Below are 17,740 nucleotides of genomic sequence, written 5' to 3'. Positions count from 1 at the left end.
GACCCGGTTCCACCGCAGGAGGACCCATGCCCGCCACTGAGAGTGTGTCGCCCGACCTCGCCGCGCTGAGCCTGACCGGCCGTACCGCCGTCGTCACCGGAGCGGCGTCCGGCATCGGACGCGAGTGCGCGCTCGTCCTGACCCGGGCCGGCGCAAGACCGGTGATCTGCGACGTCGACGAGGCGGGATTGGAGAAGACCCGTCAGGAGCTGGTCGGGCTCGGTGCGCAGGACCCGCTCGCCGTCGTCCTCGACGTGCGGGACCGCAGCGCAGTCGAGGCGCTCGCGCAGGACGCCGCGGCCCGCTACGGCAGTCTGGACGTCTGGGCCAACATCGCCGGTGTCATGCACACCGGACTGGTCGCCGACGTCTCCGAGGAGGAGCTCGACCGGGTCCTCGGCGTCAACCTCAAGGGCACCTTCCTCGGCTGCGCGGCCGCGGCGCGCGTCATGAGCGCGCAGCGCTCCGGCGTCATCGTCAACGCGGCCTCGGCCGGCGCCGACATGCCCGTCCCAGGGCTCGCCGGTGATGCCGAGCGGCGACTGCGCGGCGCGCGCGGCGAACCCCGCCTCGCGGGCCTCGCGGTCCACAGAACCGTCGGGGCGGGCGAAGTTGTGCTGGACCATCGGCGTGTCGGTGCTGGCGACCATTCCCGGTCCGAAGACCTCGTAGTTGATGAGGGTCATGGTGTGCAGCGGGTTGATGCGGCTGATGCTGACCCGCAGCCTCGCCACTGAGCTCGGCCGCTACGGGGTGCGGGTCAACTGCGTCGCCCCCGGCTTCACCGCGGCCTTGGACATCGCGTAGGCGGAGATGCCCGGGGCTGTCCGAGGACTGTGCCGCCGACGGCGTGTACGAGTTCTTCATCGAGGCGTCCCCGGAGCCCTTCGTCGGCGGAAGCGGCACTCCGGTCAACCCGATCGCCGTCAAGTGAGCCGGCCTGTGAGCTGACTTGTGAGCCGGCCTGTGAACCAGCTTGCGCGGAACCCCTGATGAAGGAGTCACCCGAGGACATGGACGGCGACACCACCCCGAGCGACCTGACCGCCTGGGGGCTGCCCGCGCTGCGGGAAGGCCACCCGGCTCCGGCCGACCTGGTCGAGATGCGCCGGGCGGCCGAGGCCGCTGTCGCCGTCCCGGACGGCGTCCCCTGGCACCGCGACACCATCGGCGGCGTCCCCTGCATGGTGGTCGAGCCAGGACCCGGGCACGGGGCGGTGCGCGGCTCGGCGGGCGGGGCGCGGCCGCCGGTCCTTGTACACCTGCACGGCGGCGGCTACCGCTTCGGCGTGACCGCGATGTGGGTCGCGTTCGCGCACCTCCTCGCCCGCGCCACCGGATGCCGCGTCGTCGTCCCGGACTACCGGCTCGCGCCGGAGCACCCCTTCCCGGCGGCCCTGCACGACGCGGCCGCGGTCTGGCAGGCGCTGGCCCCGAAGGAGGAGGACGGGCCGCTGCTCTCCGGCGACTCGGCGGGCGGCGGACTCGCGGTGGCGCTGGCCCTGTGCGCGCGCAGCGCCCCCGTGGCGCCACCGAGGCGCCTTGTGCTGTTCTCCCCGTGGCTGGACCTGACCGCGGCCTCTGCCTCCTTCGAGTTCAACGCGAAGAGCGACGCGCTGTTCTCCCGTGAGTCGGCCCAGGCCGCCGCCGACGGGTACCTGCAGGGCCTTGCGGCGGCGACCCAGCCGCTGGCGTCGCCGCAGGAGGCAGATCCGACCGGCCTGCCACCGGTGCTGCTTTTCGCCAGTACCGGCGAGGTGCTGCTCGACGACGCCGCCGTCTTCGCCCGCCGGGCGGCCGGCGCGCAGGTGCCCGTCGAGACGCACCTCGTTCCCGATCTGCCGCACGTGTGGCCGGTGGTGGCTCCGGACGATCCGCGGTCGGCCGCGGCGGTGCAGGCCGTGGCGCGGTTCGTCGGCGAGTGACGCGTCGCCTGGCGGGAGGACGCGGACGGGCGTGGCAGCCGGGTCAGTGTGCGGCGGTGAAAGTGATCGTCCGTCAACTACCTCGGGCTGAAGCCCGAGGCTTGTAAGTCCTGTCCGCCACTGGCTGTGGCGTCTGGCCTACGTCCCGCACCTCCTCCCGAGCTCCGGGCCGGCGTCATCCGTTGTCCCTAATATTGCTATCAGTGCAAAGATAGCGATACTAGGGGAAGGTGAGGCCGGCAGCCGCCGGTTGCTTCCACCACTCACCCGCCACTCACTCCAGGGAGGGCACCATGCCCGTCATCAAGCCGCAGGAGATTCCGCAGCACGGCGGTGGCCGCTGGCCGAACACCGACTTCCGCTCCGTGCAGTGGGGTGACATGGAGATCGGTTTCACCGAAGTCCCCGGACCCGTCGACGCCACCACCGGATACAAGGGCCTGCCGGGCGGCGTGTGCCCCTGCCCGCACTACGGCTATGTACTCAAGGGCACGGTCCGCTGCGTCTACATCGGCTCCGACCGGCCCGACGAGGTCGCCGTCGCCGGCGAGGCGTACTTCTTCGACGCAGGCCACAGCATCGTCTACGAGGAGGCCAGCGAGGTCATCGAGCTCAACCCCGCCCACGCGCTGCAGACCGTCATGGACCACTTCGAGAAGTCGCTGGCCTCCGGCTGGAGCGGGAGCAGGAGCGACTGAGCCGTGGACCGGGACGAGGAGATCAGGCGGACCGCCGACGAGCTGGCCGTCCGCACCATCGTGGCCAGGCTGTCCCTGTACACCGATGGCGGCGAGGTCGACGCCTTTGTCGAGTTGTTCGCGAAGGACGCGGTCTGGGAGATGCCGGGACAGCGGCGGACCGGTCACGACGAGATCCGCGCAGGCAACGTCGCCGGGTACGCCGCCGGGCTCCTCGGGCCCGGCACCGGCAGCCGCCACATCGTCGGAACCACCGCCGTGGACGTCGGCGGCGACACCGCCACCGCCGAGTCGAACTGGATGTTCGTCAGCGGCGGGGCCAAGCCGGTCCTCTCCGCGGCCGGGCGGTACCTCGACACCTTCCGCCGGACGCGCGACGGATGGAAGGTCACCCGGCGGACACTCACCATCGGCTGAGCTCCGGCCCCGGTTGGCCGTCCTTGGACCACCTGAGCCGGGGCCGGGTCGACCTGGTCGTCGGCGGCGGCTACGTGCCCGAGGCCGGCGCGCCCGTCGGCGGCCGGTGGCAGCCGACCAGACATCTCAGCGCGACCGGCCGCCACCTGCGGATTGGGTCAGACCGAGGCGTCCGTCGCGTCGTCGCCGCCCGGCCGGTGCCCCGCGGCATGGCCGAGGTAGCTCTCCATGAGCGAGGTCCGGTCGCCGAGTTCGGGGGCCGTGCCCTCGACGACGACGCGGCCGGAGAGCAGGACGACGGCGCGGTCGCTCACGGGCAGTCCAACGGCGGCGTTCTGCTCCACGAGCAGGACCGGCATCTGGTGTTTGACGTGCGAGAGCGCCTCGTAGACGGCCTTGACCACCACCGGGGCGAGGCCGAGGGACGGCTCGTCGAGCATCAGGACACGCGGGGCGGCGAGCAGCGCCCGGCCGATCGCGACCATCTGCTGCTCACCGCCGGACAGGGCCCAGCCGAGCCGGGGCCGGAGGGGGACCAGCGCCGGAAACAGGTCGTAGATGTCGTCGTGGGTGAAGGTGGGTGCGCGCTTGGCCCGCGCGGTCGTACCGACCAGCAGGTTGTCGTGGACGGTGAGGGTGCCGAACACGTGCCGCCCCTCGGGGACGTGGATGAGACCCCGCCGGGCCACCTCGTCCGGTGGCAGCGAGGTGATGTCGACCCCGTCGAAGCGAATCTCACCCGAGCTCGGCACCAGCCGGGAGACGGCGCGCAGCGTCGAGGTCTTGCCCGCGCCGTTGGCGCCGAGCAGGACCAGCGTCTCACCGGCGCCGACCGAGAATGTCGCCCCGTCGACCGCCGTGGTCGAGCCGTAGCAGACCCGTAGGTCCTTGACCTCAAGCATCGAGCGTCACCTGTCCCAGATAGGCGTCCATCACCCGAGGGTCGGCCCACACCTGCGCGGGCGTACCCGACGCGATCTGCCGGCCGAGCTCCAGCACCGTCAGACGGTCGCAGACCCCGTCGAGGAAGTCGGTCTTGTGCTCCACGATCAGGAGGGCGGGGCCCTCCTGATCGCGCCAGCTCCTCAGGAGAGCCGCCAGCTCCTGGGTCTCGACCTGGTTGAGGCCGGAGGCCGGCTCGTCGAGCAGCAGGGTGGTCGGCCGTCCGGCGTACGCCCGGGCCAGCTCGAGGAGGCGGCGCCGGCCGTACGCCAACGCGCCGGCCGGCAGGTCGGCCTGGTCCGCGAGGCCGGCGAAGGCGAGCGCGTCATAGGCGAGTTCCCAGTTCCGCCGCTCTTTGCGGAGCATGGCACGGCGCCGGGACCAGGCCGGCGCGAGGGTGCGCAGGCTCCAGTCCTGGAGTCCGGTGAGCACGTTCTCCAGACAGGTCAGCTGGTCGTGGACCTGGGGCGTCTGGAAGGTGCGCAACACCCCGAGCCGGGACAGTTGCCCCGCGGTGCCCATGCGGACGCGCCGCCCGTCGACGCTCAGGGTGCCGGTGGCGGGCACCAGCCCCGTGAGGGCGTTGATGAAGGTCGACTTGCCCGAACCGTTGGGCCCGATCAGGCCGACCACCTCGTGGTCCTCGATCGTCAGGCTCACGCCGTCGACCGCGACCACGCCGCCGAAGCGGACCCCGATGTCAGTCGCCTCGAGCACGGCTCGACCACCTCCGCTGGACAGTCCCGCGCAACCCGGCGATCCCGCGGGGGAACGCAACGACGATGAAGAGCACCGCGGCCGCGTAGATGAGGTCGGCGTACCCCTGGATCCCACGGAGGTACTCAGGCAGGTAGATCAGAACGGCGGCGCCGATGAGCGGCCCGTAGACCGATCCGCTGCCGCCGAGCAACAGCATCAGCAGTACGAGCAGGGCGACGTCGACCTGGAACGCCTCGAGCGCGACGTACCCCGCGTTGTGGGCGTACAGCGAGCCGGCCGCGCCCTGCATACCCGAGCCCACGGTGAACGCGACCAGTTGGAGCAGCCTGGGCCGCAGTCCGACCACCGCTGCCACCGCCCCGTTGTCCCGGGCGAGTTGCAGGTCCCGGTAGGCCGGGGAGCGCAGGAACAGAAGGGTGGCCTGCAGGAACAGGAGCAGCACGGCGAGCATCAGGTAGTAGCGCCGGCCCGGCGTGTCCAGGGCGGTGCCGAAGACGCTCGGCACGGCGATGTCGCCGATGCCCCCGAAACCACCGGTGAAGCCGGTCCACTCGCGGAACACGATGATGAGGAGTCCGCCGCAGGCCATCGTCGCGATCGCGAAGAAGATCATGGAGCATCGGCCGAACAGCAGCCGCATGCCCGCGCCGAGGGCGGCGCAGCACAGGACCGCCGCGACGAATCCGGACCAGAAGCCGCCGGCGTGGTCGGCGACCCAGATCGAGACGTAGGCGCCTGCGGCGTACATGCCGTAGACGGCGAACGTGAACGAGCCGCCCAGGGAGAGACACCAGTAGAGGCCGAGCGTGAGGATCGCGTAGGTCAGCGCGCTCGCCATCACGCCGTCCGCGTACGCGTCGCCGCCGAGGACGTACGGTGCGAGCAGCCCGAGTACGGCGACGGCCGCCAGCGTGCGGAAGTGGTGCTGCCGGTAGACCGGCGGGGCCAGCAGGGACGCGAGGCGCCCGGGATCGGACGGCCGCCTGGTGACTTCGGAATCGGGCTTAGTAGCGGACACCGGACACCATCCTGACCAGGCCGTTCGGTCGGATCGCCAGGACCACGACGAGGAACAGGAACGGGTAGGCGTCCGTCCAGTCCGGCGAGACGTAGGCACCCAGGAGCGCCTGCGCCAGCGCGATGGCGACCGCCGCCAGGGCCGCTCCGCCGAGGCGCTCCCCGCCCAGGATGACCGCGGCGAAGGCGCTGAGCAGCAACCCGAACCCGAGGTTCGGAGTCACCGAGATGCTCGGCGCGATGAGCACGCCCGCCAGTCCCGCCAGGGCGGCGGAGAGCCCGAAGACCAGCGGCGAAAGGCGGTTGACGCGGATGCCCTGGAGCAGCGCGGCCTCGCGGTCGGCGGCCAGGGCCCGCACCTGCCGACCGACCGCCGAACGCTGGAAGAGCAGGTAGAGCGCGACCCCGACGACCAGCGCCACCACCACCGTCAGGAACACCTGGTAGGGGATCCGCGCACCGAGGACGGCGGCGGTCCTGTTCCCCCAGGGCGAGGGGAGATTGCGCGGATCGGTGTCCATCCAGAGGATGATCAGCGCGCGAATGGCGAGCCCCAGGGCGAACGTCGAGATGACGATCGCCAGGGGACTGCGCCCGCGGATCGGAGCGTAGCCGAGGCGTTCCAGGAGCACCCCGACGACGAACAGCACCACCAGCATGACCACGAACATCGAGGCGTGCCCGTGCCCTTCGGCGACGACCCACCAGAAGCCGACGTAGGCGCCCAGGGTCATCAGGTCGCCCTGAGCGAAGTTGACCACACCGGTGGCGTTCTGCAGCAGGACGATCCCGAGGGCCACCAGTGCGTAGATCGCCCCCAGTACGACACCGCTGGCCACGATCGCGACGAATCGGTCCATCTCGGTCCGGTACTCCTTCAGAAGTCGGCGGGCACGTCTTCGATGATCTTGAGGAGCTTCGGCTTGCCGTTCGGATAGGCGAGGATCGGGACGTCGCGATAGAGGTTCTGGAACTTGTCGGCCTTGATCTCGCCGCAGGCGCCCTCGAGCGTGATGTTCCTGATCGCCTCGGCGACCGCCTCGCCGTCGGTGGTGCCGGCCTTCTCGATGGCCGCCTTGGCCAGGATGATCGCGTCGTAGTAGCTCCCGGTCACGTTGTCCTTCGGCGGGGTGCCGAAGGCCTCGGTGTACCCGGCGATGTACTTCTTCGCCGCGGGGGTGTCGAGTACCGGGGCCCCGCAGAGGGCGACGTTGAGGATCTTGTCGGTCGCCAGGTTGGCCGGGATCAGCTTGTTCGCCACGGCCCGTCCGCCCGAGAAGGTCATGATCGGTACGTCGACGCCGTTCTGGGCGGCCTGTTTGATCACCAGCGCGTCGGTGCTCGGGTAGCCCAGGTTCCAGATCGCGTCGGCGCCCTTCGCCGCCAGAACGGGCTCGGTCAGATCCGTCGCCGTGGGGGACACGGAGCGGGCCTCGGCCTTCACGCCCTTCTCGCCGACGTCCTCCTGGATCAGCTTGGCGCTCTCGCTCGGTGCGGCGTCCTCGGTGTGGATCACGACCAGCGACCTCACTCCCAGGTCGTCGAGCAGGTAGCTGTCGCCGGCAAGGACGGTCTGGGTCGTGGTGGCGGCCATCCGGAACAGCCGGTCGTAACCGAGCTCGTCCGCCGCGGTGATCGCGCTCGTGGTGCCGTGGATGACCGGGACGCCGGCGGACTTGATGCTGCCGATCGACGCCTTCAGTCCCGCCGAGACCCCGTAGCCGACGATCACGTCCGGCTTGTAGCGGAGGGCAAGGGTGGTGGCCCTGGAGACGCTCTCGGGCGTGATGCCGGCGTCGAACGCCTTGTACTCGACCTTGCGTCCGTCGATGCCGCCGTCCTTGTTGACCAGCTTGACGGTGAGCTCGACCGCGTTCTTGCCTTCCTCCGACGCCGTCGGGCCCGAGAGGATGCCCATGTAGGCGATGCGAATGGGCCCGTCCTCGCCGGCCGACTCGTCGCCCGAACCGGGCGCGCAGGCCGCGGCCGCGAGAAGCAGTGCTCCGCCGGTCAGCCAGGTGAGGGACTTCTTCATGGCGGCTCCATCGAAAGAAGTGACGAGCTGTCACTTCAATCATAGCAATGATAGAGATTCGGAGATAGTGAGAGCGCGAGACCGCGGGCCGCCTGGCTGCTCGCGCCCCGCCCCGGCCCACCCGCCCCGGCCCGCCCCGGGCCGACGTGACTCGCGGTGGGCGCGGAACTCAGAACCCGACCGCCGCGAAGGCGTCGTGGTCGTCGACGGCCGTTCCCAGGCGCTCCAGGAGTCGCGTGATGATCGCGGGGGTGACCACGTACGTGATCCCCCAGAGGTAGAACCCGTGGAGCATTCCGCGACGGATCCCGCGCCGAGCCTCGTCCCACGAGGGGGCGTCGACGCCGCCGGCCGCGAGCCGGTCGAGGTAGTGGCGTAGGAGGTCGTCTTCCGTCCGGCGGCGGTCCTCGACGGTGAGCGTGGACGCGATGTGGTAGCCGACATCGAGGTACCAGGGACCGCGCTGGGCGAGCTGCCAGTCGGCGAGCGCCGGTCGTCCGGCGGCGTCCAGGTACAGGTTCCCGACATGGGTGTCTCCGTGGATCACCGACCACGGCGCAACCGTCGGCGTCTCGGCGGTCAGCGCGCAGTAAGCGTCGTAGAGGCGCTGCGCGTCGCGCACGGGGGCCGGTACACCACTGGCGTTCGGCCCCTCGAAGTTGTTCCTGATCTCGGCGACGCCGCGGACCTGCGTGTAACTCGTCAACCGGGGCTCCAGCCAGGTGGCGTCGGCCAGGGAGGCGTTCTGCCAGGTCGCCGCGTGCAGCTTCGCGAGCTGTTCCAGGCTCTGTGCGGTCTGGTCGGGGGAGTAGGCGCTGAGCGCGTCGAGGAATGTCGCGCCCTGGGCGATCACGTCCTCGGTGATGATCACTCCGCGGCTCAGCTCCGGGTCGATGCCGGTGTAGACGCTGCGCAGCGTCCGTATCCCCGTGGACGGGACGAGGTCACGGTAGAAATGCGCCTCCTGCTCTCCCACGTACCACAGCGATGGGTTCGCGAAGTAGCCCTTGGCGCACAGATCCGGTGACAGCCCCTCGGGTACGCCCCCCGCGCACTCGATGTGGAAGCGCGCGTTCGTCGACATCCGGCTGATGACGGGACCGGCCGTGACGTCCGTGACCCTGATCCCGGGGTACGAGGGCTCCAGTGCCGACGTGAGCCAGGCCGGCGAGAGCAACTCCTCCAAGGTCTCGGGAACGCGTGTTGTCGTCGGGTCGGCCCGGTGGGCTCCGTCGGCACTCGTGACCATAGTGGGCCCCGCATCCTTGTGTGGTCGTGTGTCGTGCGCCGGTGACGGCGCCTATGGCTTGCTTGGGGCAGACGTTGTCTGTGATGTCGTGCTCCGGAACGCCGGCCTGTTTCGGCAGCCGCGTCAGGATCTTGTCGCGCCGGACACGTCGTCGTCGGCGAACAAGCCCACTGAACCTCGGTACCGGCACCTTCCGTGGCCCGGCTGTCCCACACGCTCGGGGTGACTCCGCTGTCCGGCTTCCGCGCGTGGGCGCTTCGGGTGCGTGAGAGCATCCGTCACGACGTCCACCGGACCGGCTGTCAACGGCCGCATGCTCGGCCGCACTCACGCCGTCGAACCCCTCAACTGCTGGTCCACCGCCTGAACTTCGGTGATGTGGCGGCGTCTCCTCGGGGTGTTGCGAGGGGTCATTCTAGAACGCCGTTTCACATTGGCAAGAGCTCGGTTCCGATCCCGGTGTGCGATCCGGCCCCGGGATCGTGTGTGGCATCCCGGCGAGACCGAGGCGTCACCCGGGGGCTGCCGCCCGGGGTGTGTGCGATGCCTTGACAGGGATTCCCTCGAGTGGATTATTGGACAATCATAGATATCTTTGCCTCATTGAGGGGTTCGGTGGTGGCCAAGATGGAGCAAGGCGCGTTCGACGGAGTACGCGTCGTGGAACTGGCGCAGTGGGTGTTCGTGCCGGTGGCCGGCGCGCTGCTCGCCGACTGGGGCGCCGATGTCGTCCGCGTCGAGAAACTGGACGGCGATCCCTACCGTGGCCTCGCCACCCAGGGCATCGGCACCGACGCGGGCGACGTCAACCTGTCGGTCGCCCTCGCCAACCGGGGCAAGCGGTCCATCGCCCTCGACCTGCGGCACGAGCACGGACTCGCCGTGCTCCACGAGCTGCTCTCCACGGCAGACGTCTTCCTCACCAGCCTGCGCCCCGGCGCCCTGGCCCGCCTCGGGCTCGACGCCGACACGCTCCGCGAGCGGTACCCGAGCCTGGTCTACGCCCGGGGCCACGGTTTCGGCGTGCGCGGTCCGGACGCGGACCATCCCGGCTACGACGCCTCCGCGTTCTGGGCGCGCGGTGGACTCGGCCACATCCTCAGCCCGCCCGAGCGCGACCACCCGATCGGCCAGCGCGGCGCCATGGGCGACCGCAACGGCGCGATGGCGCTCGCGTTCGGAATCTCGTCCGCGCTGCTGAAGCGGTCGCGCACCGGAGTCGGCTCGGTCGTCGATGTGTCGCTCCTTGCCACCGCGATGTGGACGCTGTCCTCCGACGTGCTCGCGGCGCTCAACGGTGGCGCGGTGTGCCGGGCGGGCGACCGCGGTGCGGACCCGAATCCGCTCGTCGGCGTCTACCGCACCAAGGACGACCGGCACATCCAGCTCGTGTTCCTCGACGCCGACCGGTACTGGCCCGACTTCTGCCGAAGCATCGGCCGCCCGGAGCTGGTCGTCGACCCGCGCTTCACCGACCTGGCCGCCCGGCGGGAGAACAGCGCGGCGTGTGTGGCCGCGCTCGACGCCGAGTTCGCGCGCCGCACGCTCATTGAGTGGAAGGAGTTGCTTGCCGGGTTCGACGCGCCGTGGGCCCCGGTGCAGACGGTCCAGGAGCTGATCTACGACCCGCAGGTGATCGCCAACGGCTACGTCGGCGACGTCAGGCTCGACGGCGGCGGGTCGTACCGGCTGCCGGCGGTGCCCGTCCAGTTCGACGAGCAACCGCCCCCGTTGCGACGCGGACCCGAGCATGGCGAGCACACGGAGAATGTGCTCCTTGAGCTCGGATACGACTGGGACCGGATCGCCGAACTCAAGGACACGGGGGTCGTTCTGTGACCGCGAACTTATCCGCGGCCGGGACCGCGAACGTGCCCGCGAAGGAAACAGTGAGCCGGACCGCGACGCGACCGGTGCCGGTGCCCGACGAGCAGTCGGCGCCGTTCTGGGCGGCTGCCGCCGAGCACGTCCTCACGATCGCCCGGTGCGCGCGATGCGGCGCGTACGCCCTGCCCATCGACGTGGTGTGCCCGCACTGCGGGTCCACCGACCCGGCGTTCGCGTTCACGCCGGTGAGCGGCCGTGGCGTCATTCGGTCGTGGACGGTCGTGCGCCAGTCGTTCCTGCCCGGTTTCCAAGGCGACCTGCCGTTCGTGCTCGTCGACGTGGAGCTCATCGAGCAGCGCGAACTGCGGTTGATCGGCAGGCTGCTGGACGGAGCCAAGGCCCAGGTGTGGCCCGGCGCCCCCGTCGTCGTCGCGTTCGAGGACCTTGCCCCAGGGGTCGCCGTGCCCGCGTTCGAGCTCACGTCATGAGCGGCCGGTTCCGGGCGAGCAATCAGGTCGCCCTCGTCGGCTACGCGCACAGTCCGGCGCGTCGCCATGCCGACCAGACGCTCGGCGCGCTCGCCGTCGACACGGCCCGCCGGGCGATCGCCGACGCGGGGCTGCGGGTCGACCAGGTCGACGGGTTCGTCGGCTCCTCGCTGCTCCCGAGCGCGGGCGGCCACCAGGTCGAGGACGGCGTCAGCACCGTGACGTCCAACTGGCTCGCCGAACACCTCGGTGTCAACCCGCGCTACGCTGCCGGCTTCCAGGGCGTCGGCCAGCTCACCGGCTCGGTCGGGGTGGCCGTCAACGCGGTGGCCAGTGGCGGCGCAGACTACGTGCTGCTGCACCGGGCCCTGCACAACCCTGCCCGCCGCTACCACGAGAACTCGATGCGGCAGGCGCGCGGACCGGAGCAGTGGACGGCGCCCCAGGGCTACTTCGGACCGCTGGCCATGATCGCCCTGGCCTACAACGAATACCTCCAGCGCTACGGCGCCCGCCGCGAGTCGATGGCACACGTGGTCGTCGAGGCCCGCAAGAACGGCGCCCGCATCCCCTGGTCGTACTGGCACGACAAGCAACTGTCCCTTGACGACTACCTGGCGGCGCCGATGCTCTTCGACCCGGTCTGCCGCTTCGACTGCGACATCCCGGTCGACGGGGTGGCGACCTTCGTGTTCACCTCCGCCGAGCGGGCCAAGGACCTGCCGCATCCTCCCGTGTACGTCGCCGGCTATGCCAACGGCGCCCCCACCAGGCGGCGCCTGCCCACCCACTGGCCGCTGGACGACATCGTCGAGGGCGGTGTCGAGACGACGCGCCGGCTGTGGGAGCACGCCGGGATCGGGCCGAGCGAGGTCGACCTGCCGCAGGTGTATGACGGCTTCTCGCCGTTCGTCTGGTTCTGGCTGGAGGCACTCGGCCTGTGTCCCATCGGCGAGGCACACCGTTTTGTCTCCGACGGTGGGATCGACAGCGACCGGCCGGGCGCGGTCCCGGCCCTCTCCGGCGGGGGAGCGCTCGGCAACGGGCGGATGCACGGGGTGCCCCAGATGCTCGAGTGCTACCTCCAGCTTTCCGGACGCGCCGGCGACCGGCAGCGGGACGGTGTGTCGATCGGCGTCGCCTGCCATTCCTCTCCCCACTTCGGTGGGGCGGTCGCCTACAGCGCACAACCCTTCTGAGCCGACGTGGAGTTACGAGGTCAGCGTGGACATCATCACCGAACGACGCAGCTACGTCGCAGGCCGCTGGGTGACCGGCGAGGAGCTCGTCGGCGTCGAGAACCCGGCGCAAGAGAGCCGCGTCGCGGAGGTGACCGCGACACCCCTTCCCGAGATCGAGCGGGCCATCACCGAGGCGCGCCGCGCCTTCGACGACGGCATCTGGGCCGACCGGCCGGTGGGCGAGCGGGCTCGGGTGCTGCGCGCCCTTCTCGACCACATCGAGGCGGCCCACGACGTGCTCGTGCCCACGCTCGTCGCCGAGGCGGGCCAGCCCCGGAGCTTCGCCGAGCTGGCCCAGTTCCACGCCGGGATCGCCCTCGGCCGCCAGACCATCGACCTCTATCTGGCGATGGCGCACGAGGAGAGCAACCCGGTCCCGGTCGACGATCTCGTACGCGGCCGGGTCGCACTGAGCATCCGCCGCCACGAACCCGTCGGAGTGGTCGCCGCCATCACCCCGTACAACGGCGCGCTCATCATGGCGTTCCAGAAGCTGATCCCCGCCCTGATGGCCGGCAACTCGGTGGTTCTGCGCCCGAGTCCGCTCACGCCGGTCTCGTCCCTGGTCTTCGGTGCAGCGGCCGACGCCGCCGGGCTGCCGCCGGGCGTGCTGAGCGTGGTCGTCGAGGCCGGATCGGCCGGGGCCGAGCTGCTCACCACTCACCCGGCCGTCGACATGGTGTCGTTCACCGGCTCGACCACGGTGGGCCGGCGGATCCTCGCCCAGGCGGCGCCGACCGTGAAGCGCGTCGCCCTTGAACTCGGCGGCAAGTCGGCGCAGATCTACCTGCCGGACGCCGTCCACCGTGCCGCCGCCGGCGCGGTCGCGGTGGTCGCGGCCACGGCGGGCCAGGCCTGCGTCGCCGCGACCCGGATGCTCGTGCCGCTAGACCGCAAGGACGAGGTCCTCGAGGCGGTCACCGCGGCGTACGCCTCGATCGTCGTCGGCGCGCCCACCGATCCGGCCGCGACGATGGGCCCGGTGATCAGCGCCGCCCAGCGCGACCGGTGCGAGCGGTACGTCGGCCTGGCCGAGGAGCACGGCGGCAAGATCGCCTTCGGCGGCGGTCGTCCCGCCGGCCTTGAGCGCGGCTACTACGTCCGGCCCACCGTGCTCGACCTGCCCGACAACACCAACCCGGCAGCTCAGGACGAGATCTTCGGCCCGGTCATCGCGGTGCTCGGCTACCGCGATCCCGACGAGGCCGTGGCGATCGCCAACGACAGCGTCTACGGCCTTTCCGCCCAGGTGTACGGCGCGGACGTGGCCACCGCCGTGGGGCTCGCCCGGCGGTTGCGCACAGGCGCCGTCAACGTCAACACCGGAGTGTTCAGCGCCTACGCGCCCGGTGGCGGCTACAAGCAGAGCGGCCTCGGCCGCGAGCGAGGCCCGGACGGTATCCGGGCGTTCCAGGAGGTCAAGCACATGACGATCGGAGAGCTGGCCCGATGACCACACCGACATTGCGTCCGACAGCGAAGACGACCGACTCAGGGACGGTGAACCTGGACTGGCTGATCTCGGTGGACGACCATGTGCTCGAGCCGCCGCGCCTGTGGCTCGACCGCGTCCCCCGCAAGGACCGCGACCGCGCCCCGCATATGGAGACCGACGACGACGGCATCGAGGCCTGGGTCTACGACGGCAAGCGGATTCCCAGCTCGGGCCTGTCCGCGGTGGCAGGGAAGTCCAAGGAGGAGTTCAGCCCCGACCCCCTGCCCTACAGCGAGATGCGTCCGGGCTGCTACGACGCCCGTGAGCGGCTCGGGGACATGGACAGGGCCGGCATCCTCGCCTCCCTCTGCTTCCCGACCGTCACGCGGTTCTGCGGCCAGTTGTTCATGGAGGCCAGCGATCGCGAGTTCGGCCTCGTCTGCCTGAAGGCCTACAACGACTGGGTGATCGAGGAGTGGTGCGGTGCCGCCCCGGGCCGGTACATCCCGCTCGTCCTCATCCCGATGTGGGATCCGCAGCTGGCGGTCAAGGAGCTGGAACGGTCCGCGGCAAGGGGCGTCACCTCGTTCGCGTTCTCCGAGAACCCGGCCCCGCTCGGCCTGCCGACCATCCATGACAAGGACGGGTACTGGGATCCGGTGATGGCAGCGGCCAACGACCTGGAGATGGTCGTGTCCATGCATATCGGCTCCTCGTCCCAGGTGCCCAAGATCGCACCCGACGCGCCGTTCATGGCCAACCTCACCTGGGGCGCCATGCGCACCTCGGGCACCATGCTGTCCTGGTTGTTCAGCGGCCTGTTCCAGCGCTTCCCCAAACTGAAGATCGCGCTGTCGGAGGGCGAGATCGGCTGGATCCCCTACTTCCTCGAGCGGGCCGAGCAGGTGCTCGACAAGCAGCGGTACTGGGTGCAGCGGGGCGCCACGTTCCAGGATCACGCCGGCAACAGCGGCGCCGACCTCGACACGCTCGACGTCCGGGCCACCTTCCGGGACCACATCTTCGGTTGCTTCATCGACGACGCACACGGCATCGCCAGCATCGACGAGATCGGTGAGGACAACATCATGTGCGAGACCGACTACCCGCACTCCGACTCGACCTGGCCCGACTCCATCGACGTCGTGAAGGGGCGCGTCGGCCACCTGCCCGAGCAGACGCAGTACAAGATCCTGCGCGGCAACGCCGAGCGGCTCTACCGCTTCACTCCCGCCAAGCCACCGGTGCGCGCGTGATCGGCGCGTTGCTCGAGGGCAAGTCCGCCGTGGTCACCGGCGCCGCGTCCGGTGTCGGTCGCGCGTCCGCCCTGCGCTTCGCCGAGGAGGGCGCCCGCGTCGTCTGCGCCGATATCGACTTCGACCAGGTCAAGGAGACGGTGCGGCAGATCGAGGCGGCCGGTGGAACCGCGGTCGCCGTGAGTGCCGACGTGTCACGCGAGCACGAGGTCGTCGCCATGATCGAGGCGGCCGTCGCGCACTTCGACCGGCTCGACATCGTGTTCAACAACGTCGGCATTCCCACGCCGCGCCCGGGCGCCCGCCTCGAGGACCACACGGTCGAGGATTTCCAGCGCCTTGTCGCCGTCAACTTCGGCGGCGTGTTCTTCGGGTGCAAGCACGCGGTGCTGCAGTTCAGGAGGCAGGGGGGCGGCGGGGCCATTCTCAACACCGGCTCCGTCGCAGGGCTCGTCGGCTGGGGTGGCGCCCTTTACGGCGCCACCAAGGGCGCGGTGCACCAGCTCACCCGCGCGGTGGCGATCGAGGGCGCACCGTACGGGATCCGGGCCAACGCCCTCTGTCCGGCGGGCATGCCGTTCACCAGGTTCATGACCGCGGGCGGCCTCGACACGTCGGCCGAGGCCTTGGCCACGCTCGTCGAGCAGGTCGGTGCCCATCATCCTCTCGGCCGTCCGATCACGGCCGAGGACTGTGCCGAGGCCGCCGTCTACCTGGTGTCCGACCGCGCCGGCAACGTCACCGGTGCGCTGCTGCCCATCGATGGGGGGTACGTCGCACAATGAGCCGTCCAGCCAGCGCCGCCACGCTCGACCGTGACCGCGTCCGGGAACTGTTCGACCTGCGCGGGTCCTATCTCGCCCGCGCCGGAGGCAACTTCGAGGACGACCCCTATCCGCTGTGGCACCAGCTGCGCGAGCGGGGGCCGGTGCTCGAGGGCATCGTGCACGAGCTCACCGGGATCGACGAACCGCTGTTCTTCCAGGGGCTGCCGTTTCCCGACCGGCCGCACTTCTCGGCCTTCGGCTACGAGGCCTGCGCCGCCGCGTTCCGCAACCAGGAGGCCTTCGCCGCCTCCCCGGTGGCGGTCGACGCGTACGGCGCGCCCGCCATGGACAACAGCATGCTGTCCATGGACGGCGCCCAGCACCGGCGCTACCGCGGCCTGGTGCAACCCTCCTTCGTGCCGGCGAAGGCCGAGTGGTGGATCCGCAACTGGATCGAGGAGACGGTCCAGTTGCTGATCGACGGGTTCGTCGCCGCCGGGCGGGCCGAGCTCAATGTCGACTTCTGTGCCCCGATCCCGGTGCTCACCATCACCGGCGGCTTCGGCGTCCCTGTCGAGCAGGCACTGGACATCCGGGCCGCCCTGCACGAACCGGCCAAGATCGTCGGCATGTTGGCGCCGATCGTCGCCGCCCGGCGGGAGAAACCCGCGGACGACCTGATCAGCGTCCTGGTGGAGGCCGAGCTCACCGACGAGGACGGCGTCACCCACCGGCTCACCGACGCCGAGATCTACTCCTTCTCCCTGCTACTGCTGCTGGCAGGGTCGGGCACGACGTGGAAGCAACTGGGCATCACTCTCACCGCCCTCCTCCAACGGCCGGACGTGCTGAGCGCGGTGCGGGACGACCGGTCGCTGCTGCGACCGGCGATCGAGGAGTCGCTGCGCTGGACGCCCACCGACCCGATGTTCTCCCGCCACGTCGTCCAGGACATCGACTTCTACGGCGTGCACCTGCCCAAGGGCGCCGTACTGCACCTGTGCGTCGGCGCGGCCAACCGCGACCCGCAGCGCTGGGAGCGGCCCGACGAGTACGACATCACACGGCGGCTGAAGGGGTCGCTGGCCTTCGGCGGAGGCCCCCACGTCTGCCTGGGCATGCATGTGGCCCGCGCGGAGATGGCGGTCGGGATCGGGGCGCTGCTCGACCGGCTGCCGAACCTCCGGCTCGACCCGGACGCCGAGCGGCCTCGCGTCATCGGCTTCTACGAGCGGGGCGCGACCGACATCCCCGTCCTGTTCGACTGACACCGGGAGGGATCACCTTGTCCGAACCGAACTACACCCGACCGGACCTCGCCCTGGTCGGCGACGAGCACATCCGCGCGTACCGGGAGTCGGACGGCGAGGTCGGCTACATCTGGAACGGTGTTCCCGCGCTCCTGCTGACCACGACCGGGCGACGCACCGGCCGGCCCCGGACGTCCGCACTGATCTTCGGCCGGGACGGCGACGACTACCTTGTCGTGGCGTCGTACGGCGGGGCGCCGAAGCCTCCCTTGTGGTATCTGAACCTTCAGACCCACCCCGAGGCAGAGATCCAGGTCAAGAGCGACCACATCCCGGTTCTCGCCAGAACAGCGTCGGAGGCGGAGAAACCACGCCTGTGGAAGATCATGACCAGCCAGTGGCCGAACTACGACGTGTACCAGACGCGCACGGAGCGGCCCATCCCGGTGGTTGTGCTGTCCCCAGCATGACCA

General features: G+C 70.5%; 19 protein-coding genes and 1 pseudogene. 14 read left to right on the top strand and 6 right to left on the bottom strand.

The window, feature by feature from the left end; translation table 11 throughout:
* The first annotated feature begins 26 nt into the window (after window positions 1-26).
* From ACSMXV_RS06235 to ACSMXV_RS06210, 6 genes and pseudogenes are all read left to right on the top strand, one after another.
* Entirely contained in the window at window positions 27-737 is a 711-nt protein-coding gene (locus ACSMXV_RS06235) for an SDR family NAD(P)-dependent oxidoreductase (protein WP_473176704.1), read from the top strand.
* Window positions 712-807: an SDR family oxidoreductase gene (locus ACSMXV_RS06230; protein WP_473176703.1), complete on the top strand. Its 96-nt coding sequence runs from the start codon at window positions 712-714 to the stop codon at window positions 805-807. The genes ACSMXV_RS06235 and ACSMXV_RS06230 overlap by 26 nt, the downstream gene beginning before the upstream one ends.
* 16 nt (window positions 808-823) lie before the next feature.
* Window positions 824-934, top strand: a pseudogene (locus ACSMXV_RS06225) (cyclase family protein); the annotation flags it as partial.
* 58 nt (window positions 935-992) lie between these two features.
* Entirely contained in the window at window positions 993-1,925 is a 933-nt protein-coding gene (locus tag ACSMXV_RS06220; protein ID WP_473176702.1) for an alpha/beta hydrolase, read from the top strand.
* A gap of 293 nt (window positions 1,926-2,218) precedes the next feature.
* Window positions 2,219-2,623 (top strand): hypothetical protein, encoded by a 405-nt coding sequence (locus ACSMXV_RS06215; RefSeq protein ID WP_473176701.1) that lies wholly within the window; start codon window positions 2,219-2,221, stop codon window positions 2,621-2,623.
* 3 nt (window positions 2,624-2,626) lie between these two features.
* Window positions 2,627-3,040: a nuclear transport factor 2 family protein gene (locus ACSMXV_RS06210; RefSeq protein WP_473176700.1), complete on the top strand. Its 414-nt coding sequence runs from the start codon at window positions 2,627-2,629 to the stop codon at window positions 3,038-3,040.
* A gap of 158 nt (window positions 3,041-3,198) precedes the next feature.
* Here the strand turns inward: ACSMXV_RS06210 and ACSMXV_RS06205 are convergent, their stop codons facing one another.
* The 6 genes from ACSMXV_RS06205 to ACSMXV_RS06180 form a co-directional block, all read right to left on the bottom strand.
* A complete protein-coding gene (locus tag ACSMXV_RS06205) occupies window positions 3,199-3,942 on the bottom strand; it encodes an ABC transporter ATP-binding protein (protein ID WP_473176699.1) in 744 nt (247 codons plus the stop codon).
* Entirely contained in the window at window positions 3,935-4,699 is a 765-nt protein-coding gene (locus ACSMXV_RS06200; protein ID WP_473176698.1) for an ABC transporter ATP-binding protein, read from the bottom strand. The genes ACSMXV_RS06205 and ACSMXV_RS06200 overlap by 8 nt, the downstream gene beginning before the upstream one ends.
* Complete coding sequence (locus ACSMXV_RS06195; protein ID WP_473176697.1) at window positions 4,683-5,720, bottom strand: branched-chain amino acid ABC transporter permease; 1,038 nt, start codon at window positions 5,718-5,720, stop codon at window positions 4,683-4,685. The genes ACSMXV_RS06200 and ACSMXV_RS06195 overlap by 17 nt, the downstream gene beginning before the upstream one ends.
* Window positions 5,707-6,579, bottom strand: a complete 873-nt coding sequence (locus ACSMXV_RS06190) for a branched-chain amino acid ABC transporter permease (protein WP_473176696.1) — start codon at window positions 6,577-6,579, stop codon at window positions 5,707-5,709. The genes ACSMXV_RS06195 and ACSMXV_RS06190 overlap by 14 nt, the downstream gene beginning before the upstream one ends.
* Before the next feature lie 17 nt (window positions 6,580-6,596).
* Entirely contained in the window at window positions 6,597-7,754 is a 1,158-nt protein-coding gene (locus ACSMXV_RS06185) for an ABC transporter substrate-binding protein (protein WP_473176695.1), read from the bottom strand.
* A 169-nt stretch (window positions 7,755-7,923) separates the two neighbouring features.
* Window positions 7,924-9,003 (bottom strand): phosphotransferase, encoded by a 1,080-nt coding sequence (locus tag ACSMXV_RS06180; protein ID WP_473176694.1) that lies wholly within the window; start codon window positions 9,001-9,003, stop codon window positions 7,924-7,926.
* A gap of 627 nt (window positions 9,004-9,630) precedes the next feature.
* Between ACSMXV_RS06180 and ACSMXV_RS06175 the strand changes: the two genes are divergently transcribed.
* Genes ACSMXV_RS06175 through ACSMXV_RS06140 form a run of 8 tightly spaced genes read left to right on the top strand, consistent with a single transcriptional unit; the run spans window position 9,631 to window position 17,737 of the window.
* On the top strand, window positions 9,631-10,842 hold the full coding sequence (locus ACSMXV_RS06175) for a CaiB/BaiF CoA transferase family protein (protein WP_473178841.1): 1,212 nt from the start codon (window positions 9,631-9,633) through the stop codon (window positions 10,840-10,842).
* On the top strand, window positions 10,839-11,318 hold the full coding sequence (locus ACSMXV_RS06170) for a Zn-ribbon domain-containing OB-fold protein (RefSeq protein WP_473176693.1): 480 nt from the start codon (window positions 10,839-10,841) through the stop codon (window positions 11,316-11,318). Before ACSMXV_RS06175 ends, ACSMXV_RS06170 begins: the two co-directional genes overlap by 4 nt.
* Window positions 11,315-12,517: a thiolase family protein gene (locus ACSMXV_RS06165; protein WP_473176692.1), complete on the top strand. Its 1,203-nt coding sequence runs from the start codon at window positions 11,315-11,317 to the stop codon at window positions 12,515-12,517. The genes ACSMXV_RS06170 and ACSMXV_RS06165 overlap by 4 nt, the downstream gene beginning before the upstream one ends.
* A gap of 25 nt (window positions 12,518-12,542) precedes the next feature.
* Complete coding sequence (locus ACSMXV_RS06160; RefSeq protein ID WP_473176691.1) at window positions 12,543-14,012, top strand: aldehyde dehydrogenase family protein; 1,470 nt, start codon at window positions 12,543-12,545, stop codon at window positions 14,010-14,012.
* Entirely contained in the window at window positions 14,009-15,250 is a 1,242-nt protein-coding gene (locus ACSMXV_RS06155) for an amidohydrolase family protein (protein ID WP_473176690.1), read from the top strand. The genes ACSMXV_RS06160 and ACSMXV_RS06155 overlap by 4 nt, the downstream gene beginning before the upstream one ends.
* Window positions 15,247-16,035, top strand: a complete 789-nt coding sequence (locus ACSMXV_RS06150) for an SDR family NAD(P)-dependent oxidoreductase (protein ID WP_473176689.1) — start codon at window positions 15,247-15,249, stop codon at window positions 16,033-16,035. The genes ACSMXV_RS06155 and ACSMXV_RS06150 overlap by 4 nt, the downstream gene beginning before the upstream one ends.
* Window positions 16,032-17,285 (top strand): cytochrome P450, encoded by a 1,254-nt coding sequence (locus tag ACSMXV_RS06145; RefSeq protein WP_473176688.1) that lies wholly within the window; start codon window positions 16,032-16,034, stop codon window positions 17,283-17,285. Before ACSMXV_RS06150 ends, ACSMXV_RS06145 begins: the two co-directional genes overlap by 4 nt.
* Window positions 17,286-17,302: 17 nt before the next feature.
* Entirely contained in the window at window positions 17,303-17,737 is a 435-nt protein-coding gene (locus ACSMXV_RS06140; RefSeq protein ID WP_473176687.1) for a nitroreductase family deazaflavin-dependent oxidoreductase, read from the top strand.
* The last annotated feature ends 3 nt before the right edge of the window (window positions 17,738-17,740 follow it).

The organism is Streptomyces sp. DSM 42067 (assembly GCF_055792885.1).
This window is presented reverse-complemented; position numbering and strand designations above follow the sequence as displayed.